The sequence below is a fragment of the Bradyrhizobium sp. UFLA01-814 genome (assembly GCF_046718885.1).
In the GTDB taxonomy this organism is placed as follows: Bacteria; Pseudomonadota; Alphaproteobacteria; order Rhizobiales; family Xanthobacteraceae; genus Bradyrhizobium; species Bradyrhizobium elkanii.
Genome location: NZ_JAQOSR010000151.1, coordinates 1 through 23,119, shown reverse-complemented (window position 1 = coordinate 23,119; position 23,119 = coordinate 1). Strand labels below are relative to the sequence as shown.

The following is a 23,119-nucleotide window of genomic DNA, read 5'->3' as shown; positions in this document are numbered from 1 at the left end:
GCGATCCGATCTCACCAAACAGCTCTTGTGCCACGGGGGCCGTCCACATATGGGTCCTGGCTTTCGCCAGGACGACGGCGTGGGAGGCCGCTCGCTACAATTCTCACACCGTCATCCCCGCATTCATCATGGCCGCCCCTAAAACCTCGCCCTTGCCATCAGCCTTACCGTGCGGCCCTGCCCCGGTGAGATGTTATTGTTGCCGTCGGCGGACGCCCAATAGCCCTTGTCAAAAATGTTCTCGACGTTGAGCTGAGCGCGCCAGGTCTCGTCGATCTTGGCATAGACCGCCGCGTCGAAGCGCACGAAGCTCGGCAGCCGCACCGTGTCGTCGGACGAGGCGAAGGAATCGCCGAAATAGATCACGCCGAGCGCGGCGGCCCACATCGGCGTGAACTGATACTTATTCCACCAGGCAAACTGATTGTACGGCACCAGCTGAACGCGGTTGCCGGGCACGACGGTCGCCGAGGTCGCACCGGTGATCTTCGCATCGGTGTAGGCATAGGCGAGCGACGACTGCCACTGCTCGGTGACATAGCCGGTCAGGCTCGCCTCGACGCCTCGTGTGAGCGTGCTGCCGGAGGGAAAGAAGAAGCCGGGATTGTTGCCATCGGCGATCGGCTGGTTGGTGCGGTTCAGATTGTAGACCGCGGTCGAGAACAGCAGCTTCGGGTTGATGTTCCATTTCATGCCGAGCTCGACATTCTCGAAGCGCTGCGGCTGCAGGATCAGGGTGCCGTCGTTTAGCGCGCTGAACTGGTCGCCCGAGGCCGGCAGGAAGGAGATGCTGTAGGCGGTGTAGACCGACATCGAATCGATCGGCTTGATGATGAGGGCGCCCTGCGGCGACACCAGATTGTCGACGCGATTGCGATTGATGTTGGTGTTCATGTCGGTGGCCGACATGTCGTAGCGATCGAACCGCGCGCCGGCGATGATCTGCACGGCGCGCGAAATCTCGATGGTGTCCCTGAGATAGCCGGACTGAATGTTCAGCGCATAGCGGCTGTTCGAATCGGGCGTGGTGACGCCGTCGCTGTTGGTGCCGGTGAAGTGGTGAAGAAACGTCACCGGGCCGAAATAGGTCGGCGCGAACGGGTTCTGCACGATGGTGTTGGTGCCGTTCGGGAACACGCCGGTGTTGCGGATGTCGACGCCGGTCTGCCGGCCGAACTCGGTGCCGAAGCCGACGGTGTGGAACAGCGGCCCGGTCCAGGTCTTGTAGGTGAAATCGGTCTGGTTGAAGACATTGTCGCGGTTCGTCGTGTGCTGGTAGGCACCGAGATTGACCGCCGTGTCGGCGGGATTGACCGCGCCGGCGAGCGGGCCGCCGGTCGGATAGACGTTCTGATAGAACTTCTGGTAGTCGGCGGCGATGGTGCCGTTGCGCACCGTAAGCCCGTTCTCGAAATCGTGCTCGATAATGGCCATGCCGGTCTGCACCGTCGCCTGCGCAGTGTTCAGGCTTGGGCTGCCGAAGAAGGTCGAGAAGTCGCCGTTCGGCGCGAACGGCGTGGTCGGGTTGAAGCGGGTCGCGCCGCCCGGCAGCCCCTGCGAGGGATTGCCGCGATCGGCGGTGCGCCCGTCGTGGAAGTATTCATAGCTCAGTTTGATTTTGGTGTTGTCGTCGGGCTTCAGCGTCACCGTCGGATTGATGCCGTAGCGCTCCAGATGATTGAAATCGCGGAAGGCATCGGCACCCTCGTAGAACACGTTGAGCCTTGCCGCGACGTTGTCGTTGATCGCCTGTCCGGCATCGAGGCTGACGCGGCGATCGCCCCACGAGCCGGTCTGCGCCGTCGCCTCGTAGACGCGGTTGCCGTCGGCCTCCTTGAGGGTGCGATTGAGCAGGCCGCCGCCGGCGCCACGGCCGAAGGTCAGCGCGCTCGGCCCCTTCAGCACCTCGATGCTCTGGGCGTTGTACATGTCGCGGAAATACTGCACATCGTCGCGAAAGCCGTTGACGAAGAAGTTGGCGCTGGAATCGACGCCGCGGATCACGAGCTCGTCGCGATTGCCCTCGCCCTGGTGCACGGCAACGCCGGGGACGTAGCGGGTGACGTCGGTGAGGCCCTGGTAGTTCTGGTCGCGGATCTGCTCCCGCGTGATCACGTTGAGCGATTGCGGGATGTTGACGATGGCGGTGTTGGTCCTGGTCGCAACCGACGTGCTGTTGGCGAAATAGCCCGATGTGCCGGTGCGGGCGTCCTGCGATTCCGCGAAGGGTTTTGCTGCCGCCGCAGGCGCGATCCGCCGCGCCGTCTGGGTGCGGCGGCCTCGTGCGGTGGCCGAGTTGCGCGCGGCCTTCGGCGCGCTGCGGCGGCGTTGCGTGGCCGGCGGAGTGACAGTCACTGGCGGCAGCGACGATGCGCCGGCCTGCGTCGGCGCCGATTGCGCGCGCGCAGCAGATGTTGCGAGCGGAACGCTCAGCGCGAGATAGCTCGCCGTGAGCAGCGCAAGCAAGACAGTGCGACGATGGCCTTGTGATCTTGATGTCATGACGTCGTCCCCAAGCAACTCTCGCCTTCGCTGAAGGCGATGCGCCGTCCTCTAGAGAGGTGAGGCGCTGTGCGTCCAGACGACGGGCGCGAGAAAATTTTTGCGTGACGACGGAATAAAATCGCGACGAATGGACGGGGGTACAGCTCGCGGCGAGCGCAGCATTGGAAAAGTCAAGGATGCGAATGGTTTCTGTCGGCTTCCGGATTTGCGCCGAGAAAAGAAGAGCGGCACTCGCGCGCCGCACTTCTTGTAGCGATTCCAGATTGTAGCGGTTCTAAAACGATCAGGACGTCTCGGTCACGCGGTTGCGGACCGCGGACGCAGCCCCGCCGGCAGATGCGCGTCGATCCAGCCGGTGATCGCACGCTCGTTGCGATGGTAGAGCAGGCCTGCGGCGATCATGGCAATGCCGATCAGCGACAGCGAGAACGGAAACCACAGCGAGTCCTTGAACACGACGTCGGCGAGATGGCCGAGATAGAGACAGATGCCGAACGCGCCGAACACCGCATAGGCGCGCCGCATCAAGATCACGGCGATCACGATCAGGCCGACATTGAGCAGGCAATACACCGCCTTGCTCAATTCGGTTGAGCCTTCGGACGCGCTAATTCCGCCCCAGAACGCCATCAGGCCGAACAAATGCAGCCAGAACGCAAAGTCGCCGTTGCGGCTGCGATAGTCCACGATCCAGGCCACCGCGAGCACGGCAAGCCCGAACCAGATCGATACCCTGCGGCGCATCTCGAAATCGGCGTGAGCCATGCCGCTGAACCACGGCGCCAGATCCATCGACATGAACCACAGCGCGACCGAGATGATCGCGACGATGAAGGCGAAGCGGTAGTAGCGCAGCGCGACGATGCCGGCGGCGATCGTCGCAATCTCCATGAAGATCCAGCTGCCCTTCACCCAGACGTAGAAGTCCTGCACGGTTCCCGGCTTGCCGAACTTGCCCCACCAGCCAAGCTCGTCCTGGATGCCGTAGACCGCGAGCGGCGCCATCGAGACCGCGATCGCGATCAGCAGGCCGCCGGGAACCCGCAGATTCTTCCGGTGCCAGAGATAGTGGCCGCCCATTGTGAAAGCGGTGGCGTAGGCGATCGCACATATCGTCAGCGCCCTGCCGCCCATCTGGGTGAAGGCCAAGGTCGAGAACAGGCCCATGGCACCGATCACGATGAGCGCACCGGCGTACCACAGCACATGCGCGGCATCGAACTTGGCGGCGGGGCTGGCGTCACTGGCCGCCCCCTGCCCTGCGCTGCTCGCCAGGAAAGTGAGCAACCGTTCCAGATCAGCCGGGCTGATCACTCCGGCGTTTGCGGCTTCCCGGAGATCCTTTGCTGAATATGGCATGCAGCACTCCTCACGGCCGGTTTTTGCGCCTGCTCCCGATCATCCGGGACAAAGACGCCCTGTTCTCATGAGTATATCCGGAAATGAGCAACGTTCAATAATTTATTGAGCAACGCTCACAATATTTTGCGAGCAAGCCCTGACCCACCCCGCGCCCGGCGGATCGGCAGTCGCTGGCCGGGACTTAGTCCGCCAGCGCCTTCATCTCCTTGTAGAGATCGGATTTGCCCTCGAAGCCAATGCCGGGAAGGTCGGGCATCACGATGTGGCCACCCTCGACGCGCACGCCGTCCGGGAAGCCGCCATAGGGCTGGAACAGGTCGGGGTAGCTCTCATTGCCGCCGAGGCCGAAGCCGGCCGCGATGTTCAGCGACATCTGGTGGCCGCCATGCGGGATGCAGCGGCTCGGCGACCAGCCGTGGGTCTTCAGCATCTCGAGCGTCCGCTGATATTCGCAGAGCCCGTAGGACAGCGCACAATCGAATTGCAGCCAGTCGCGGTCCGGCCGCATGCCGCCGTAGCGGATCAGGTTCCGTGCATCCTGGTGGCTGAACAGGTTCTCGCCGGTCGCCATAGCACCCGGATAGAACTCGGCCAGCGCGGCCTGCAGCGCGTAGTCGAGCGGATCGCCGGCCTCCTCGTACCAGAACAGCGGATACTCCCGCAGCATCTTGGCGTAGGCGATCGCGGTCTCCAGATCGAAGCGGCCGTTGGCGTCGACCGCGAGCTGCGCCGCGCTGCCGATCTCCTTCAGCACCGCCTCGATGCGCTCGCGGTCCTCGGCAAGCGGCGCGCCGCCGATCTTCATCTTCACGACGTTGTAGCCGCGGTCGAGATAGCCGCGCATCTCCTTGCGCAGCGCGCCGAGATCCTTGCCAGGATAATAGTAGCCGCCGGCGGCGTAGACGAAGACGCGCGGATTGGCTGATAGCCCGTGGCGCTCGGCGAGCAGCCGGAACAGCGGCTTGCCGGCGATCTTCGCCACCGCGTCCCACACCGCCATGTCGATGGTGCCGACCGCGACCGAGCGCTCGCCATGGCCGCCCGGCTTCTCGTTCGACATCAGCGTCGACCAGACCTTGTCCGGATCGAGATTGCCGCCATCGGCATCGAGCAGCGATTTCGGATCAGCTTCCTTGAGGCGCGGCGCAAAGCGCTCGCGGATCAGACCGCCCTGCCCATAACGGCCATTGGAATTGAAGCCGTAACCGACCACCCGCTTGCCGTCGCGCACCACGTCGGTGACCACGGCCACCAGGCTCGAGGTCATCTTGGTGAAGTCGATATAGGCATTGCGGATCGGCGAGGAGATCGGTTTTGTGACCTCGCGGACGTCGACGATGCGAACGGACATGGGGATTCGCTTTCAGGTTACTTGCCGCGTCATTCCGGGATGGTGCGCAAGCACCAGACCCGGAATCTCGAGATTCCGGGTTCACGCTTCGCGTGCCCCGGAATGACTGCGTCCTACTTCTTATCCCGGAAATACGGCTCGACCGGCCCATGCACCTTGATGGTGAGCGGATTGCCGTAACGGTCCTTGGCGTTGCCCGCGGTGACGCGGACCCAGCCTTCGCTGATGCAGTACTCCTCGACATTGGTCTTCTCGGCACCCTTGAATCGGATGCCGACATCGCGGGCGAGAATATCCGCGTTGTAGTACGGGCTGTTCGGATCGACCGAGAGGCGGTCGGGAAACTGGTCGTTGGTGTCGTCGCTCATAGCAGCGCCTCGATTTCCTTCTTCAATCCTTCGGGCCGGGCGGTCGGCGCATGCCGCGCCACGACCTTGCCGGCGCGATCGACCAGGAACTTGGTGAAGTTCCATTTGATCGCGGGTCCAAGCAGGCCCGACTTCTCACGTTTCAGGTGTTCGTACAATGGATGCGCGCCGCTGCCATTGACGTCGATCTTGGCGAACATTGGAAACGTCACGGCGTAGTTGGTCTCGCAGAACGCGGCGATCTGCTTCGCATCGCCCGGCTCCTGCGCGCCGAACTGGTTGCAGGGGAAGCCGAGCACGGCAAAGCCGCGCGCCGAAAGGCCGGCGTGCAGCTCCTGCAGGCCCTTGTATTGCGGCGTGAACCCGCAGGCGCTCGCCGTGTTCACGATCAGCAGCACCTGGCCCTCGAACCGCTGCAGCGGCACCTCGTCGCCGGCGAGCGACTTGGCGGTGAAATCGTAAACGGTCGCCATCTCAATTGACCGGATCGATCGGCGACGACGGCGTGCCGCCGGCCTCGACGGCCTCGCCCGCGGCAAGGCAGAGGTCCTCGCGGTAGCGTCCGGCCACCAGCTGCACGCCGACCGGAATCCGCCCGACGAGGCCCGTGGAGACGACGAGCCCAGGAAGCCCCATGAACGGGATCGCGATCTGCGGCAGCTGCGCGTGCCACACCCGCGCGAACGACGCCTCGTCCTTGCGGTCGAGATGGTCGGGGAACGGCAGCTCGCCGGACACCGGCATCAGCAGCACCGGATATTTGTCGAGGAAGGCGAACCATTCGCGGGTCAGCGTCGCGCGGCGGGTCAGTGCCTGCGACAAATCGAACGGATGCACTCTTGAGCGGACGCCGCGCAGGCAGGCCAGCGCGCCGGGATCGCCCTCGCGCTCCGCGAATGCGAGCTGGGCCTCATAGCCGTCGCCGAGCCAGAGCCGGGTCTGGATCTCGGCCGCCTCGCGCAAGGACGGCGTGTCGGCGATCTCCTCGACGATCCAGCCAGCCTCTCGCAATCGCTTGCCGGCGTCGGCGACCGCGGCGACCACTTCCGGCACCGGGTTGAGGCCGTCGGGATTGAGGCACATCGCAACGCGCTTCTCGCGTGGTGGTCCCTCGAGCGGCACCGGCGCATACCAGGGATCGCGATAGTCAGGCGCCGACATCGCCGCGAGCGAGATGCGCAGATCGTTGACGGTGCGCGCCAGTGGGCCCGACACCGCGCTGATCTGCGGGCCGATCGGACGCTCCGGCAATGCGGCGTTGAAGGCCGGGATGCGGCCCATGCTCGGCCGCAGGCCGTGCACGCCGCAGGCATAGGCCGGATAGCGCACCGAGCCGGCGATATCGGTGCCGTGCGCGATGTGGCCGATGCCGGCCGCGACGGCGGAGCCCGCGCCGCCGGACGAGCCGCCCGGGGTGATACCGGGATCGCGCGGATTCTTGGTGTCGCCGTGAATGAGGTTGGTGGTGAACCAGCGATAGGAGACCGCCGGACAGTTGGTGCGGCCGAGCAGCACCGCGCCGGCCTTGCGCAGATTGGCGACCACCGGATTGTCGACCTTGGCGATGACGTCGCGCTGCGCCTTCAACCCGTTGGTGGTGGCGTAGCCCTCCTGGTCGACATTGACCTTGATGGTGACGGGCACACCGGCAAGCGGCCCCACCGCCTCGCCGCGCGCAATAGCCGCATCGACCTTGGCGGCCTGCGCCAGCACGTCGTCCGGCCGGTGGTCGACCACCGCGTTGAGCTTCGGGTTGACCGCGTCGAGCCGGGCGAGCCCGGCCTCCGCCGCCTCCTTCGCCGACACCTTCTTCGATTTGATGAGGCTGGCGAGCTCGGCCGCCGACAGACGCCAAATATCCTGCATGTGCAACTCCGTGTGACGCTGCGTTTTAGCGCCGCGCGGAGAACATGACCAGCGGCCCGCCGCCCGATGTTTCAGCGGACATGCGCGATGTAATAGGCAAGGTCGCCGATCTGCTCCTTGGTGACCGTCTGCATCACGTCCGCCATGGTGGCGTCATAGCCGTGGCGGCTGTTGTCCTTGTATTCGGCCAGCGTCTTGGCGAGGTAGTCCTCGCGCTGGTTGGCGATGCGCGGGACGTTGTCCTTGCCGGAGAAATCGGTGTTGTGGCAGCTGTTGCAGCGGTTCTGCTGCGCCAGCGTCTGGCCACGCGCCATCCGCGCAGGATCGCCGGCGTCAGCGGGCGGCGTGGGCTTCGGCAAGGTCGCGATGAAATCCGAGAAGCTTCGCAAATCGTCATCGGTCAGCGGCTTCGCCATCTCGTTCATCGGGTCGAACACCCGCAGCTTTTCGCGGAACATGAAGAGCTGGATCAGCGCATAGGGCGCCGTCTGACCGCCGAGCGACGGCGTGTTCTCGGTTTCCGACGTGCCATGCTCGCCATGGCAGGCAAAGCACGCCGCGGCGCGCTCCTGGATGGTCTCGGCATTTGCGGAGAAGCTGAAAGCGGCCAGCGCCAGGACTGCGATGATGGTTTTGTGCATTGGCCACTCCCGACATATTCCGTCATTGCGAGGAGCGAAGCGACGAAGCAATCCATAGCTCCGCAAGTGGCGGTATGGATTGCTTCGCTTCGCTCGCAATGACGACGATTGATACTTACTGATTGGCGACCTTCGGCTTGCCGTAGCTGACGCGATAGACTGCGCCGTTCCAGTCGTCGGAGACCAGCAGCGAGCCGTCCTTCAGCAGCATGACGTCGACCGGGCGGCCGACATACTTGTTGTCCTCGAGGAAGCCGGTCAGGAACGGCTCCATCGACTTCACCGTGCCGTCCTTGTTCAGCCTGACGGCGACCACGTCACCACCCTGCTTCTGCGACTTGTTCCAGGAGCCGTGACGCGCGACAAAGATGACGTTCTTGTAGGTCTTCGGGAACTGGCTTCCGGTGTAGAAGCGCATGCCGAGCGAAGCGGTATGCGGGCCCATCAGGCCGACCGGCGCGGTGTAATCCTTGCAGTTCTTGCCCCAGCCGAGCTCCTGGTCGATGATGTTGCCCTGGTAGCAGTACGGCGCGCCGAAATCCTCGCCCGCCTTGGCGATGCGGTTGAGCTCGTCTTCCGGCACCGTCTCCGACAGCCAGTCGCGGCCGTTGTCGGTGAAGTACATCTGCTTGTTCTCGGGATTCCAGTCGAAGCCGACCGTGTTGCGCACGCCAAGCGCGTAGACCTCGGCGCCGGAGCCATCGAGATTCATGCGGCGGATCTGGCCGTGGTCGGCGTCATGCAGCACGTTGTTGCCGGGCTGTCCGACCGGAACATAAAGCTTGTTGTCGGGACCGACGGCGATGAACTTCCAGCCATGCGCCTCGTCCTTCGGCAGCTTGTCGTAGATGACGGTGGGCTTCGGCGGGTTGTCCAGATTGTCCTCGATCTTGTCGATCTTGGAGACCTTCGAGAGCTCGGCGATGTAGAGCGTGCCGTCCTTGAAGGCGACGCCGTTCGGACGATAGAGGCCGGAGGCGATCACCTTGACCGAGCGCTTGCCGTCCTTGTTGACGATCGCATAGACCTTGTCGACGAGCCGGCTGCCGACGAACACCGTGCCCTTGTCGCCGAGCGCCAGCGAGCGCGCATTGGCCATGCCGGCCGCATAGATCTCGACATTGAAGCCGGCCGGCGCCTTGAGCTTGGCGAGCGGAAGCTTGTCGGGCGCGGACGGCAGCGGCGGCGGCGCCACCGGCGCGAGCTTGGCGGCGGCTTCATTGTCGGGACGCCCGAGCAAGGGCGAGCCCGGCGGCAGCGGCTGGGCGGCGGCGGCACCTGCCGCCGGCGCGGCCGGCTGTTGCGCCGCAGCAGAGAGCGTGAACGCCCCGAGCATGGCCCCCGCGAGCAGCAGGCTGCGCGGTGCGAACGAGTGTTTTTTCATGATGATCTCCCCTGGGTGGAAGCCGTTGTTGATTGCGCCATTGACGTCGCCCGGCGCCGTTCGGCTTTCCGTTCATAGTCTTGTGAATTTGTCCGGACAATTGCAATCGGAAACATGCTGGCATCGGCCAACGCATGGTTGTGGGCCACGCGGCGGGCCAGCGCGCGTCAGTGCCTTGTCATCGAGCGGTCCGGGCGATCGAGAATCGCCTCCGTGAATGGAAACTCCAGAACGATCTCGCCCTCATCGTCCGTCACCTCGATCACGGCGCTGAGCAGTGCGCCGTCGGCGCCCTCGGTCTTGAGCAGTTCGCGAATCATCGCGCGCGCCATCTCCCACGCGCGATCCGGATCCCGCAGGATTTCGCCGTCGGGATCGGAGATCAGCTCGTCGCCGATACGGGTATTGAAGAAATAGCGTGGCATCGGCTGAACTCGGCTCGGTTAGTCGCTTCCCGTCAGGGGAGAGCACAGGATCGTCACAGGACCTTCGGAGGACCGCAGGGCCCTGTTTACTTATTCCAAGATCACCATTCACCGTGTGGCGAACAACAGGAAAAAGGTCTGATGCCACGGGCTTTTGACGGGAAACGCGCGCACAAATTTGTGAGTGGGCAAGATTTACTTGCCGCAGTGCAACATCCCCTTCGAGGCGGCACCTTACAGAAAATTTAACTGGCGAACTTTTCCAACCACAGTAGTTTACTCTGCAGGGCGGAAAGTTCGTCCGGTTGCAACAAGGAGAGCCAAATGGCCTGGAAAGCACCGAAGATCGTGGAAGTGTCGGTCGGCATGGAAATCAACATGTATATGTGCGCAACCCGCAAGTAAGCGGCAGCGCCCCATACACGTTTAGCGTTTTAGCGCAGGTGGACATCCGGGCGTAACGCGCTCCCGAGCAAGGGAGTGTGTTTCAAATCCGGAGTCCACCTCGTAACGTTTCTGGGTCCAACAAAACTTCTCCAGGCCAAGCTTCTCCAGGGGACGGATCATGTTTCGTGTCGTCGTCCTGGGTGCCGCGGCGGGTGGCGGCGTTCCGCAGTGGAACTGCGGCTGCGCCGTCTGCAGGACGGCGCGAAGCGACCACCCCGAACTGCAGAGCACGCAAGCCTCGATCGCCGTCAGCGGCGACGGCGTGCACTGGTTCCTGGTCAATGCGTCCCCGGATCTGCGCCAGCAGTTGATTGCCACGCCGCAGCTGCATCCGAAGCACGGCGCACTGCGCCACAGCCCGATCGCGGGCGTCATCCTCACCAATGGCGAGATCGACGCGGTCGCCGGGCTATTGTCGATGCGTGAGGGCTCGCCGTTCACGATCTACGCGCATGAGCGGGTGCTTGCGATCCTGCGCTCGAACAGCATCTTCAACGTGCTAAGCGACAAGAACGTCGACCGCCGGCCGATCGCGGTCGACCAGGCCTTCGAACCGGCCCTGCCCGACGGATCGCCGTCCGGGCTCGAGGTGCTGCCGTTCGAGGTTCCCGGCAAGGGCGCGTGGTATCTCGAGGGCAAGGCGCATCCGGCGGGCGCCGACGGCGTCGGCGATACGCTCGGCCTGCGTATTGCGGACAAGCGCAGCGGCAAATACTTCTACTTTGTGGCCGCCTGCGCCCGGGTGACAGACGACCTGAAATCACGGCTCAAGGGCGCCCCCCTGGTGTTCTTCGACGGCACGGTGTGGCGCGACGACGAGCTGATCGCGGCGGGGCTTGGCAACAAGACCGGTCAGGGCATGGGCCATATCGCGATGTCGGGCGATCACGGCGCGATCTCAAGCCTCGCCGGGCTCGACATCGGACGAAAAGTGTTTTTGCATATCAACAACTCCAACCCGGCGCTGCTTGGGACCTCGGCCGAACGCAAGGCGGCCGAACAGGCGGGCTGGCAGATTCCCTCCGACGGAACGGAGATCATGCTGTGAATGTCGTGCCTACCACCGGAATGACCGCGCTCTCGATCGGCAAGGGCATCACGCTCGACAGTGCCGAGGAGATGGAGGCAACGCTGCGCACGATCGGTGCCACGCGCTATCATAGCCTGCACCCGTTCCACCGCCTGCTGCACGGTGGCAAGCTCAACAAGGGCCAGGTCCAGGCCTGGGCGCTGAACCGCTATTACTACCAGAGCACAATCCCGCTGAAGGACGCGATGGTGATCTCGCGCTTCCGCGACCGCAACACAAGGATCGAATGGCGCCACCGCATCGAGGATCACGACGGCGATCTCGGCAATGAAGGCGGCATCGAGCGCTGGCTGAAGCTGACCGAAGGCCTCGGGCTGGATACCGCCTATGTGGAGTCCACCGAAGGCATCTTGCCGGCGACGCGCTTTGCGGTCGAAGCCTATGTGCATTTCTGCCGCGACCGCACCCCACTGGAGGCGATCGCCTCCTCGCTCACCGAATTGTTCGCGCCGAACCTGCACGAGGAGCGCATCTCGGGGATGCTGAAGCACTACGACTTCGTCAACCCCGACATCATGAGCTATTTCAGCCGCCGCCTGACCCAGGCGCCGCGCGACGCCGGCTTCGCGCTCGACTACGTCAAGCAGCACGCCAGGACGCCGGCCGAGCGCGAGGCGGTCTGCAATGCGCTGATCTTCAAGACCAACGTGCTGTGGGTGCAGCTCGACGCGCTCTATCACGCCTATGTCGACGGCCAGATTCCGCCCGGCGCCTTCGTGCCGAAGACAGGTTAGGGACACGATCATGGCCAGCCGCAACATCAGCGTCAGCGAGACCAGCCGGCCGAAACTGCCGCGCCACACCAAGCTGAAATTCGACGAGACGCGGCAGGTCTGGGTGATCCTGGCGCCGGAGCGCGTGCTGGCGCCGGATGACATCGCGGTCGAGGTGCTGCAACTCTGTGACGGCGTGCGCAGCGTCGCCGCGATGGTGGACCAGCTCGCGGAGAAATATGCCGCCCCGCGCGAGGCGATCGCAACCGACGTGATCGCCATGTTGCAGGATCTGGCCGACAAGGGCTTTCTCACCGAAGCGCGCGAGAGCACAGCATGAGTGACACGCTCGCCGACAACAAGACAACGACAGCAGGCCCAACCGACGGGCTCGCGGTGCTCGAGCAAACGCGCTCGGCGGCTGAGACCTACGGCATCCCGCTCGCGGTGCTGCTCGAGATCACCCACCGCTGCCCGCTGCAATGTCCCTATTGCTCCAATCCGGTCGAGCTCGACCGCGGCTCGACCGAGCTCACCACCGAGGAATGGAAGAAGGTGCTGAGCGAGCTTGCCGAGCTCGGCGTGCTGCAGGTCCATTTCTCCGGCGGCGAGCCGACCGCGCGCAAGGATATCGTCGAGCTGGTGCAGCACGCGACCGATGTCGGGCTGTATTCCAACCTGATCACCTCGGCCGTGCTGCTGACCAGGGACAAGCTTTCGGCGCTGGCCGACGCCGGCCTCAGCCATGTGCAGATCAGCTTCCAGGGTAATGAGCCCGTTGTGGCGGACCGCGTCGCAGGTCTGAAGGATGCGCATCGCAAGAAGCTCGAAGTCGCGAAATGGACGCGCGAGCTCGACATGCCGCTTACGGTGAATGCCGTGATGCACCGGCAGAACCTGCATCAGCTGCCCGACATCATCCAGATGGCGGTCGACCTCGACGCCGACCGGCTCGAGGTCGCCAACGTGCAGTATTACGGCTGGGCGCTGAAGAACCGCGCCGCGCTGATGCCGACGATCGCGCAGATCGAGGAGACCAGCCGCATCGTCGAGGAAGCCCAGGTGCGCCTGAAGGGCACGCTCGCGATCGACTATGTGGTGCCGGATTACTACGCGCTGCGGCCGAAGAAATGCATGGGCGGCTGGGGCCGCCAGTTCTTCAACATCTCGCCGGCCGGCAAGGTGCTGCCGTGCCACGCCGCCGAGAGCATCACCGGGCTCGAATTCGAGTCGGTGCGCTCGAACCATTCGATCGCCTGGATCTGGCAGAACTCGGAGGCCTTCAACCGCTATCGCGGCACAGGCTGGATGCCGGAGCCGTGCAAGAGTTGCGAATTCCGCGAGGTCGATTACGGCGGTTGCCGCTGCCAGGCCTTTGCGCTGACCGGCGATGCCGGCAACACCGACCCGGCCTGCGCGCTGTCGCCGCGACACGAGGAGATCTTCAAGCAGGCCGAGCGGGAATCCGCCGGCACGCAGAACCGCTTCCTGTATCGTAACTTCGCCGGCGGCACGCTGGAGACGGACGAACCCCGGAACGAATCCCAGGACAAGCGCAATGGCGCCTGACGCCGATGTCGGCAAGGCCGCGAGGCGTGCCGATCCCTTTGCGCCGCTGACGTCGGAATGGCTCGACGTCGGCGATGGCCACGATCTCCATGTCGAGAGCGTCGGGCGCGAGGGCGGCATTCCCGCGGTCTATCTGCATGGCGGCCCCGGCAGCGGCTGCCAGCCCGATCATCGCCGGCTGTTCGATCCCGAGCGCTTTCACGCCGTGCTGTTCGACCAGCGCGGTTGCGGTCGCAGCCGGCCGAAAGGCAGCCGCGACAACAACACGACGCAGCACATGATCGCGGACATGGAGAAGATCCGCGAGCGGTTCGGCTTCGCGCGCTGGATGGTGGTCGGCGGCTCCTGGGGCGCGACGCTGGCGCTGGCCTATGCACAGGCCCATCCCGAGCGGGTCAGCGGGCTGGTGCTGCGCGCGACGTTTCTCGGCACAGCCGAGGAGCTGGACGACGTTTTCCTGCGCGCCTTGCCGCGCTTCTATCCTGCCCTCTCCGAGGACTTCCTCAACTTCCTGCCCGAGAGCGAGCGTGCATCGCCGCTTGCGGCCTATTATCGCCGCATCCTCGATCCCGACGCCGCCGTGCATGCGCCGGCCGCGCGCGCCTGGCACGACACCGAACGCGCGCTGTCGGAGCACACACCGAAGCAGACGCGGCTCGACCTCAAGGCCTCAGGCGCCCTGCCCTCGACGCCGTTCATGGAGGCGCACTACTTCGCCAAAGATTGCTTCATGCGGCCGCATCAATTGATGGACGAGGCCGGCAGGCTCGCCGGCATTCCCGGCATCCTGGTGCAGGGCCGCTACGATCTATTGTGCCCGCCAGCGACATCGTACGCGCTCGCTGCGCGCTGGCCGGGCAGCGAGGTCCGCATCGTCGATGGCGCAGGCCATATCCTCTATGATCCCGGCATCCGCAACGCCGTGATGAAGGCGATCGCCGACCTCGCCGCCAAGGGCTAAGCCGCCGCAGGAACACCTTCGACATCAGGAGCCGGTAAAGAACTCGACCGGCTCCCTTGCTTCCCTCAATGTTTGCACTTGCCGGGAGGACATGCCGGCGCTGCCCGTGGCGCGGCCGTGGGCCTTGGCGGCGCCGCCATCCGCGGTGGCGGCGCTGCGTGTTGCACCTGCATCGCCGGCCGTGGCGGCGGCGCGGCGCGCGGAGCCGGTGCCGGGGCCGGACGCGGCGGCAAAGCCGCAGCACGAGGTGGCGGGGCAACCGGCCGCGGCGGCGGAGCCGCAGCCCGCACTGGCGGAGCTACGGCATGGACTGGCGGAGCTGCCGCATGCGCCGGCGCGGGCCGGGAGACCGGCGGCGGCGACACTGCGGCACGCGCAGGTGCCGGGCGCGCGGCCGTGGTCGGCCGTGTCGACATCGCGCGGTTCGCCGGTGACGGCGGCGCCGAGGGCTTCACGTTTGCGGTCGGCGCGGTCGCGGCATGCGAGAGCGGTTGCGCGCCCGGCTTGCCGGCGGCCGCGGGCGACGCCGGCGCGTTTGTCGCCGGGGCGGCACCGGGTTTGGCCGGAGGAGCAGGCTGTGCATTGGCAGGCGCCATCGCGGTCGCCGGCTTGCCTGGCACCACCGTATTCGGCTTTGCCCCCGGTTGCGCGGCGCCGGGTTGTGCGGCTCCCGGCGGCACAGCGCCATGCTGCATGGCATTGGCTGGTGCGGTCGCCGACTGCGGCAGCGGCGGTCCATTCTTTGCGCCCGGCAGGGTGTGCGCACCCGGTGTGCCCGGCGCGCCCATCGCATTCGGGGCGGCGGCAGCATTCGGAGTGGCAGCAGCGTTCGGTGCCGCGGCAGCGTTTGGTGCGGCGCGTGGAGCTCCCATCGCCGCACCTTGCGCGGGCGTCACGCCTTGCGGAGCGCCCGGCAGGTTGGCGCGCTGCATCGCCGCAGCCGGCAGTCGCGGTGCCGCCGTCACCGGCGCGCCGCCCATCGCCGCCGTCACCCCGGCCGCATGGAGCTGCGCCGGCGTCGGGTTGGGATTGTTGATCACCGTGTTGATGACAGTGGTGTTGTGGATATTGTTGAACACGATGTTGTTCTGCGGCGGCACGACATAGGCCGGTGCGGCGACATAGGCCGGCATCGCCACGAACATCGGCGTCGGCAGCACGTACAGGCCGATCGGCGGCGGCGGTGGCGGCAGCACGACGAAGTCCGGCGGCGGCGGTGGCAGGAAGACCACCGGCGGCGGCGGGGGCGGCGCGAAGTCGAACACCGGATCGCTGTAGTACAGCACCGGACGGTCGACATAGACGACCTCGTCGGGCGGCGGCGGCGGCACGTCATAGTCGAGCACGGAGAACTGCGGCGGCGGCTCGAGCGCGGCCGACAGATAGGCGAGCCGGCGCCGGGCGTCGTATGCATGCGGCCCGCGCGGATAACGCCGCAGGTACGACCAGTACGCATCAGGCGTGTCGGCATTGTACGTGCGCCGCCAGGTGATCGCCTCGCGCCGCGCCGCCACGATCGCACGCACGCGCCTCGCCAGCGGATCGTTCGGATAGGCCTGCAGGTAGTCCTCATAGCCTTGCAGCGTGTCGCGCTCCAGCGCCGCGGCGTAAGCATCCTGCGCCGGGAAATCGCGGATCGGCTTGGTGCGCAGCCCGGCATCGACCTGCTGCGGCGGGGCGTCCGGCTTGCGCTCGAAGAACATGAAGGGCGCGTCGACCTTGTGCGCATCCCACGGGATCTCGGCGCCCTTGGTCATCTCGTTGACGCGCAGGCGGACGCGGTCGAACACCTCGGGCAAGGTCAGACCACCGGTGCGGATCATTTCCGCCAGCGCTTGCGCGTAAGGCCCGTAAGGCGGCGCACCGTCAGGGGCGACGGTGCCGGGCGCCGAGTTGAAGCCAATCAGCATCTTCTGATCGGGATCGACCAGCGCAAGACCGCCGGCCAGCGGCTGGCCTTCCTTGGCGAACGGATTGCTGCGCGCCGCATCGAGCACGATCACGCCGGCCTTGATCGGCAGCGCCGAGAGTTGGTGGCTGTAGTCGGAGATGCGGATCGCCTCGACCGGCACGTCGGTGTCGCGGGCAATCTTGGCGTCGACCGGCACGAAGTAGTTCTCGCCCGTGAGCTGCACGCCGTAGCCGGCGAGATAGACAAAGGCGACAGCATTGGGCCCCGCCTCCTGCACCTTCTGGATGAAATCGCGGAACGATTTGCGCAGCGTCTCGCCGTCGAGATCGCGTGCGCCGATCACGTCGAATCCGGCGGCCTGCAAGGTCTGCGCGATCAGGCCGGCATCGTTCGCGGCGGTCTGCAACGCGCCGGCCTCATAGGCGCCGTTGCCGACGACAAGTGCGAGACGCTTTTCCTGATCCTGCGCATGCACGGGAAACGAGGCGAACGACACCAGACCGACGATCAATGCCCACAGAATGCGTGCCATGGTGGCCGTCCCTTTTCTTCTCGAGAGTTGGTGTAGCGAATGAAATGCTACCTCTGTGAACCGGTGCTGAACAGGATTGCAGCAATTGTGGCAATCCTTGGTCTGCGGTGCCGGGAACCAGCTTCCCTGGTCCGCGCGATCAGGCGATATTGCGCGGATAAAACAGGCAAAAAAGGAGCACTCGATGCCAATCGCCGGACAAGGCATGCTGCTGACCTCGATGGATATCGACAGCTTGCACGAAGCTGAATTCAATCGCTGGTACGACCGCGAGCATCTCGAGGAACGGGTCGCCATCGACGGCTTCCTGGAAGCCCGCCGCTACGTCGCCCATGACGGCAAGCCGAAATATCTCAGCCTCTACTCGACCGCGACCTTCGATGTGCTCGAGAGCCCGGCCTATCGCAAGGCGCTCGCCAACCAGACGGACTGGTCGAAGGCCAATATCGCGCGCTTTCAGAACATGATCCGCGGGGTCGCGCGCATCACGATCAGCCGCGGCGTCGGCAGGGGCGCAGCGCTCGGCATCATCCGCCTGCGCCCGCCCGCCGAAGGCGCGGACAAAGTTCGCGCTGCATTGCGGGAGCAACTCGATCCAGCCTCGCGCGACGGCATCATCTCGATGCACCTCCTGGAGAACGACCCTGACCTGTCGAAACCGCTCACGCCGGATGCGGAGAAAGCCGATCCCGGCGCCGGCGACTGGTTCGTGCTGATCGACGCCACCGACGTCAGCGCGCTCCCCAAAGCCGCTGCGGGCATCACCGGCAATGCCGCCTTGAAGCCGCTCGTGGTCACCAGCGGCGTCTACAGGCTGTTGTGGGATATCGCGAAGAGCGACCTTCCGCGCGAGTAGGCCTGATCCGGAACAGTGCGAGGCGGTTTTCCGACAACATATTCTCAAGCAAGCGTGGCGGTGCAGATCATGTTGCACCGCCACATAACGCAATCGAGATTAACGCTACACGCGCATCAGCCGCGCGAAAGCTGATGATCGGACAATTTAGCCTTTGCCTTCTCTGGAACGGCTCTAATAAGATAAGCCTATGATCCAATTCAAAAACCAGAACAACGCCACGTGAGCGTTCGTCGTCAACGATAAGGCCGCGCGGGTCTGGCATTTTCGCGCGGGTCAAAGGTAGGAATGAAACCGACTGATATCTCGGCGCCGGATTACTTTCATAAAGTAGTCGACTGCCAATGGGCCTGCCCCGCACACACCCCTGTTCCCGAGTACATCCGGTTGATTGCTGAGGGGCGTTACAGCGACGCCTACATGATCAATTGGAAGTCCAACGTGTTCCCCGGCATTCTCGGGCGCACCTGTGACCGTCCATGCGAGCCGGCATGCCGCCGCGGCCGGGTCGAGGACAATCCGGTCGCGATCTGCCGCCTGAAGCGCGTCGCCGCGGACTTCAAGGACGACATCAAGCATCGCCTGCCGAAGCCGGGACCGAAGAACGGCAAACGCGTCGCGCTGGTCGGCGGCGGCCCCGCCTCGCTCGCGGTGGCGCGCGATCTCGCGCCGCTCGGCTATCACTGCACGGTGTTCGACGGCGATCCCAAGGCCGGCGGCATGATGCGCAGCCAGATTCCGAAATTCCGCCTGCCTGACAGCGTGATCGACGAGGAGACCGACTACATCCTGAACCTCGGTGTCGAGTTCAGGGGCGGCCAGCGCGTCGACAGCCTGAAGCAGCTGCTCGCCGAGAACTATGATGCGATCTTCGTCGGCAGCGGCGCGCCGCGCGGCCGCGAGCTCGACATCCCCGGCCGCAAGGAGGCCGCCGCCAACATCCATATCGGCATCGAGTGGCTGGCCAACGTGTCGTTCGGCCACGTCGACAAGATCGGCCGCCGCGTCATCGTGCTCGGCGGCGGCAACACCGCGATGGATTGCTGCCGCACCGCGCGCCGCCTCGGCGGCGAGAGCGTCAAGGTGATCGTCCGCTCCGGCTTCGAGGAAATGAAGGCCTCGCCGTGGGAGAAGGAAGACGCGCTGCACGAGGACATCCCGATCCTCAACTACATGGTGCCGGTGGCGTTCAAGCATGTCGCCGGCAAGCTGATTGGCGTCACCTTCCAGAAGGTGAAGGCGGAGTACGACGCCAAGGGCCGCCGCAATCTGGTGCCCTCGGGCGAGCCTGACGAGACCGTGTCCTGCGACGATGTGCTCGTTGCGGTCGGCCAGGAGAACGCGTTCCCCTGGATCGAAGCCGATTGCGGCATCGAATTCGACAAGTGGCACATGCCGAAGGTCGATCCCAAGACGTTCGTCTCGACCAATCCGAAGGTGTTCTTCGGCGGCGATGCGGCGTTCGGGCCGAAGAACATCATCTGGGCGGTGGCGCATGGCCACGACGCCGCGCTCTCCATCCACCGATTGCTGTCCGGCGAGGACATCAACGAGCGCCCGCTGCCCGAGGTGCACGTCTCCTCGCAGAAGATGGGCATCCACGAGTGGAGCTACGACAACGACATCTCCGCCGACAAGCGCTTCAAGGTGCCGCATCGCGACAAGGTGGTCGCGCTGAAGGACATCCGCGCCGAGGTCGAGCTCGGTTACGACCTCAAGCTCGCGCTCGGCGAGGCGCAGCGCTGCCTGAATTGCGACGTGCAGACGGTTTTCTCCGCGCCGCTGTGCATCGAATGCGACGCCTGCGTCGACATCTGTCCGATGGACTGCATCAGCTTCACCGAGAACGGCGAGGAGGATGATTTGCGGCAGCGGCTGAAAGCGCCCTCGCCGCATCACGACCAGGCGCTCTACGTCTCCGGCGACCTCAAGACCGGCCGCGTCATGGTGAAGGACGAAGACGTCTGCCTGCATTGCGGGCTGTGTGCCGAGCGCTGCCCGACCGGCGCCTGGGACATGCAGAAGTACCTCATCGATATGGTTCAAGCGGGATCAACATGTCAGTCCAAAGCCCGATCAGCAGCGTAAACGACTTCGTCGTCCGCTTCGCCAACGTCAACGGTTCGGGCTCGGCCTCCGCCAACGAACTGTTCGCGCGTTCGATCCTGCGCCACGGCGTGCCGGTCTCACCACGCAACATCTTCCCCTCCAACATCCAGGGCCTGCCGACCTGGTATGAGGTGCGCGTCACCGAGGACGGCCATCTCGGCGCCCGCGGCGGCGTCGACTTGATGGTGGCGATGAATCCGCAGACCTGGGACAAGGACGTCGCCTCGATCGAGCCCGGCGGCTATCTGTTCTACGACTCGACCAAGCCGATGCCGTCGTCGAAATTCCGCGAGGACATCACCGTCATCGGCGTGCCGCTGACCGCGATCACCAACTCGACCTACACCGATCCCAGGCAGCGCCAGCTGTTCAAGAACATCATCTATCTCGGCGCGCTCTGCGCCCTGCTCGACCTCGATCCCAAGCTGGTCGAACAGCTGATCGGCGAGCAGTACAAGGGCAAGGAGAAGCTGCTCTCCTCGAACGTCCATGCGCTGCATCTCGGCCGCGACTGGGCGCTGCAGAACCTGAAATGCCCGCTCGGGCTGCGGGTGAAGAAGTCCGACAAGGTCGGCGACCGCATCTTCGTCGAAGGCAACAGCGCGGCCGCGCTCGGCGCCGTCTATGGCGGCGCCACCGTGTGCGCCTGGTATCCGATCACCCCGTCATCGTCGGTGGCGGAAGCCTTCACCAGCCACTGCAAGAAGTACCGTCACGATCCCGAAACCGGCAAGGCGAAATACGCGATCGTGCAGGGCGAGGACGAGCTCGCCTCGATCGGCATCGTGATCGGCGCGTCCTGGAACGGCGCGCGGGCCTTCACCGCGACCTCGGGTCCGGGCATCTCGCTGATGACCGAGTTCATCGGCCTGTCCTATTTCGCCGAGATACCGGCCGTGATCATGAACATCCAGCGCGCCGGCCCCTCGACCGGCATGCCGACCCGCACCCAGCAATGCGACGTCATCGCCTGCGCCTATGCCTCGCATGGCGATACCAAGCACGTGCTGCTGTTCCCGGAGGATCCGGCGGAGGCGTTCGAGTTCGCCGCGGCCGCCTTCGACCTCGCCGAGCGGCTGCAGACCACGATCTTCCTGATGCTCGATCTCGACATCGGCATGAACCACCGGCTGTGCCGTCCGCTGAAGTGGGATGACGCGAAGCAATACGACCGCGGCAAGGTGATGACGGCGGAGATGCTCGAGGAAGGCCGCGACTTCGGCCGCTATCTCGACGTCGACGGCGACGGCATCCCCTATCGCACCTATCCGGGCACGCATCCGACCAAGGGTTCCTACTTCACCCGCGGCACCTCGCGCGACCGCTACGCGCGCTATTCCGAGGAAGGCGCGGTCTACGCCGACAACATGCAGCGCCTGGTGCGCAAGTTCGAGACCGCCCAGGACATGGTGCCGCGGCCGCTGCAGGCCAATGCGGCCAAGCCGACCAAATACGGCGTGATCTATTTCGGCTCGACCTCGCCCGCGATGGACGAGGCGATCGGGATCCTGGAGGCGCGCGGCCATCAGCTCGACCGCATGCGCATCCGCGCCTTCCCGTTCCACTCCAGCGTCGCAAGCTTCATCGCCGACCACGATTTCGTCTACGTGGTCGAACAGAACCGCGACGCGCAGCTCCGCCAGCTGATCGTCAACGAGAACGGCATCGACCCCGTCAGGCTGGTGCCGATCCTGCACTATGACGGCACGCCGATCACCGCGCGCTTCATCGCAGGCGCGATCGGCGACCACCAGGATCATCTCAAGGTGACCCCTCTCCGCAAGGCCGTGACATGACCTACATTGCAAAGCCGAAGTTCCATCATCCGGGCCTGAAGAAGAACGAGCTGGGCTATACCCACCGCGACTATGAGGGGAAGATCTCGACCCTGTGCGCCGGCTGCGGCCACGATTCGATCACCGCCTCGATCATCGAGGCCTGTTACGAGCTCTCGATCGAGCCGCACCGGGTGGCGAAGATTTCCGGCATCGGCTGCTCGTCGAAGACGCCGGACTACTTCCTCGGCAATTCGCACGGCTTCAACTCGGTGCATGGCCGTATGCCGTCGGTGCTGACCGGCGCCAACCTCGCCAACCGCGACCTGATCTATCTCGGCGTCTCCGGCGACGGCGATTCCGCCTCGATCGGCTTCGGCCAGTTCGCGCATTCGATCCGGCGCGCCGTCAACATGACCTATATCGTCGAGAACAACGGCGTGTACGGCCTGACCAAGGGCCAGTTCTCGGCCACCGCCGACCGCGGCTCGAAGTCGAAAAAGGGCGTCACCAACACCGACAATGCGATCGACCTGGTCGCGATCGCGCTGCAGCTCGGTGCCACCTTCGTGGCGCGCAGCTTCTCCGGCGACAAGACCCAGCTGGTGCCACTGATTGCGGCTGCGATCCGCCACAAGGGGGCGTCCTTCATCGACGTGATCAGCCCCTGCATCGCCTTCAACAACCACGCCGGCTCGACCAAGAGTTTTGACTATGTCCGCGAGCACAATGACGCGGTGAACCGTCTCGACGTGCTGGTCGGCCGCGATCCGATCAGCGTCGACTATGCGCCGGGCACCGTGCAGGTGGTCGAGCAGCATGACGGCTCGCGGCTCGCGCTGCGCAAGCTCGACGCCGACTACGATCCGCATGATCGCCTCGGCGCGATGACCTTCCTGCAGAAGCACGCGGCCAAGGGCCAGATCGTCACCGGCCTGCTCTATGTCGATCCGGATGCTGAGGATCTGCACACCCATCTCGACACTGTCGAGACGCCACTCAACACGCTGGACGAGCAGGCGCTGTGCCCCGGCTCAGCGGTGCTCGACAAGATCAACGCGAGCCTACGCTGAACACTCATTCTTGCCGTCACAAATGACGCGGCAAGGATGTGCAACAAACTCCGTGTCGTCCCTGCGAAAGCAGGGACCCCTAACCACCGATGCAGATTGTCTAGCTATGCTGGGACGACGAGTCCCGTTCACAACAGAAGCCGCGGCGTATGGGTCCCTGCTCCCGTGCGCAATTGCGCA

The 23,119-nt window shown here is 64.9% G+C and carries 20 protein-coding genes; 10 read left to right on the top strand and 10 right to left on the bottom strand.

The window, feature by feature from the left end; genetic code table 11:
- Positions 1-138: 138 nt before the first annotated feature.
- The 9 genes from PMN64_RS33500 to PMN64_RS33460 all read right to left on the bottom strand — a co-directional run bounded on the left by PMN64_RS33500 (position 139) and on the right by PMN64_RS33460 (position 9,902).
- Entirely contained in the window at positions 139-2,502 is a 2,364-nt protein-coding gene (locus PMN64_RS33500) for a TonB-dependent receptor (protein ID WP_411783771.1), read from the bottom strand.
- A gap of 300 nt (positions 2,503-2,802) precedes the next feature.
- Complete coding sequence (locus tag PMN64_RS33495) at positions 2,803-3,864, bottom strand: hypothetical protein (RefSeq protein ID WP_411783770.1); 1,062 nt, start codon at positions 3,862-3,864, stop codon at positions 2,803-2,805.
- Between the two features lie 184 nt (positions 3,865-4,048).
- Positions 4,049-5,218 (bottom strand): mandelate racemase/muconate lactonizing enzyme family protein, encoded by a 1,170-nt coding sequence (locus tag PMN64_RS33490; protein ID WP_411783769.1) that lies wholly within the window; start codon positions 5,216-5,218, stop codon positions 4,049-4,051.
- Positions 5,219-5,331: 113 nt separating this feature from the next.
- Positions 5,332-5,586, bottom strand: coding sequence for a DUF3297 family protein (locus PMN64_RS33485; protein ID WP_411783768.1), 255 nt, complete (start codon positions 5,584-5,586; stop codon positions 5,332-5,334).
- Positions 5,583-6,059, bottom strand: a complete 477-nt coding sequence (locus PMN64_RS33480; protein ID WP_411783767.1) for a glutathione peroxidase — start codon at positions 6,057-6,059, stop codon at positions 5,583-5,585. The genes PMN64_RS33485 and PMN64_RS33480 overlap by 4 nt, the downstream gene beginning before the upstream one ends.
- A gap of 1 nt (position 6,060) precedes the next feature.
- Entirely contained in the window at positions 6,061-7,452 is a 1,392-nt protein-coding gene (locus PMN64_RS33475; protein ID WP_411783766.1) for an amidase family protein, read from the bottom strand.
- A gap of 71 nt (positions 7,453-7,523) precedes the next feature.
- Positions 7,524-8,093 carry a c-type cytochrome gene (locus PMN64_RS33470; RefSeq protein WP_411783765.1) on the bottom strand — a complete coding sequence of 190 codons (570 nt, stop codon included), beginning with the start codon at positions 8,091-8,093 and terminating at the stop codon, positions 7,524-7,526.
- 115 nt (positions 8,094-8,208) lie between these two features.
- Positions 8,209-9,477, bottom strand: a complete 1,269-nt coding sequence (locus tag PMN64_RS33465) for a PQQ-dependent sugar dehydrogenase (protein ID WP_411783764.1) — start codon at positions 9,475-9,477, stop codon at positions 8,209-8,211.
- Positions 9,478-9,644: 167 nt separating this feature from the next.
- A complete protein-coding gene (locus PMN64_RS33460) occupies positions 9,645-9,902 on the bottom strand; it encodes a DUF6894 family protein (RefSeq protein ID WP_016839844.1) in 258 nt (85 codons plus the stop codon).
- Positions 9,903-10,226: 324 nt separating this feature from the next.
- Here PMN64_RS33460 and pqqA point away from each other — a divergent pair, with 324 nt between their 5' ends.
- From pqqA to pip, 6 genes are all read left to right on the top strand, one after another.
- Complete coding sequence (pqqA, locus tag PMN64_RS33455; protein ID WP_035635412.1) at positions 10,227-10,307, top strand: pyrroloquinoline quinone precursor peptide PqqA; 81 nt, start codon at positions 10,227-10,229, stop codon at positions 10,305-10,307.
- Positions 10,308-10,467: 160 nt separating this feature from the next.
- On the top strand, positions 10,468-11,397 hold the full coding sequence (gene pqqB / locus PMN64_RS33450; RefSeq protein WP_411783763.1) for a pyrroloquinoline quinone biosynthesis protein PqqB: 930 nt from the start codon (positions 10,468-10,470) through the stop codon (positions 11,395-11,397).
- Between the two features lie 20 nt (positions 11,398-11,417).
- On the top strand, positions 11,418-12,173 hold the full coding sequence (gene pqqC / locus PMN64_RS33445; protein WP_028342422.1) for a pyrroloquinoline-quinone synthase PqqC: 756 nt from the start codon (positions 11,418-11,420) through the stop codon (positions 12,171-12,173).
- A gap of 10 nt (positions 12,174-12,183) precedes the next feature.
- Positions 12,184-12,492 (top strand): pyrroloquinoline quinone biosynthesis peptide chaperone PqqD, encoded by a 309-nt coding sequence (pqqD, locus tag PMN64_RS33440; RefSeq protein ID WP_016839838.1) that lies wholly within the window; start codon positions 12,184-12,186, stop codon positions 12,490-12,492.
- Positions 12,489-13,721 (top strand): pyrroloquinoline quinone biosynthesis protein PqqE, encoded by a 1,233-nt coding sequence (pqqE, locus tag PMN64_RS33435; protein ID WP_411783762.1) that lies wholly within the window; start codon positions 12,489-12,491, stop codon positions 13,719-13,721. Before pqqD ends, pqqE begins: the two co-directional genes overlap by 4 nt.
- Positions 13,711-14,682, top strand: coding sequence for a prolyl aminopeptidase (pip, locus tag PMN64_RS33430; RefSeq protein WP_411783761.1), 972 nt, complete (start codon positions 13,711-13,713; stop codon positions 14,680-14,682). Before pqqE ends, pip begins: the two co-directional genes overlap by 11 nt.
- 65 nt (positions 14,683-14,747) lie before the next feature.
- Here pip and PMN64_RS33425 read toward each other — a convergent pair whose 3' ends face one another.
- Positions 14,748-17,126 carry a caspase family protein gene (locus PMN64_RS33425; protein ID WP_411783760.1) on the bottom strand — a complete coding sequence of 793 codons (2,379 nt, stop codon included), beginning with the start codon at positions 17,124-17,126 and terminating at the stop codon, positions 14,748-14,750.
- A gap of 184 nt (positions 17,127-17,310) precedes the next feature.
- Between PMN64_RS33425 and PMN64_RS33420 the strand changes: the two genes are divergently transcribed.
- The 4 genes from PMN64_RS33420 to PMN64_RS33405 all read left to right on the top strand — a co-directional run bounded on the left by PMN64_RS33420 (position 17,311) and on the right by PMN64_RS33405 (position 22,939).
- Positions 17,311-17,982 (top strand): hypothetical protein, encoded by a 672-nt coding sequence (locus PMN64_RS33420; RefSeq protein ID WP_411783759.1) that lies wholly within the window; start codon positions 17,311-17,313, stop codon positions 17,980-17,982.
- Positions 17,983-18,270: 288 nt separating this feature from the next.
- Complete coding sequence (locus PMN64_RS33415; RefSeq protein ID WP_411783758.1) at positions 18,271-20,070, top strand: FAD-dependent oxidoreductase; 1,800 nt, start codon at positions 18,271-18,273, stop codon at positions 20,068-20,070.
- The gene (locus PMN64_RS33410; RefSeq protein ID WP_018273082.1) at positions 20,040-21,887 is read left to right on the top strand and encodes a 2-oxoacid:acceptor oxidoreductase subunit alpha; all 1,848 of its coding nucleotides are present in this window, start codon (positions 20,040-20,042) and stop codon (positions 21,885-21,887) included. The genes PMN64_RS33415 and PMN64_RS33410 overlap by 31 nt, the downstream gene beginning before the upstream one ends.
- Positions 21,884-22,939, top strand: a complete 1,056-nt coding sequence (locus tag PMN64_RS33405) for a 2-oxoacid:ferredoxin oxidoreductase subunit beta (RefSeq protein ID WP_028332672.1) — start codon at positions 21,884-21,886, stop codon at positions 22,937-22,939. The genes PMN64_RS33410 and PMN64_RS33405 overlap by 4 nt, the downstream gene beginning before the upstream one ends.
- Positions 22,940-23,119 lie beyond the last annotated feature (180 nt).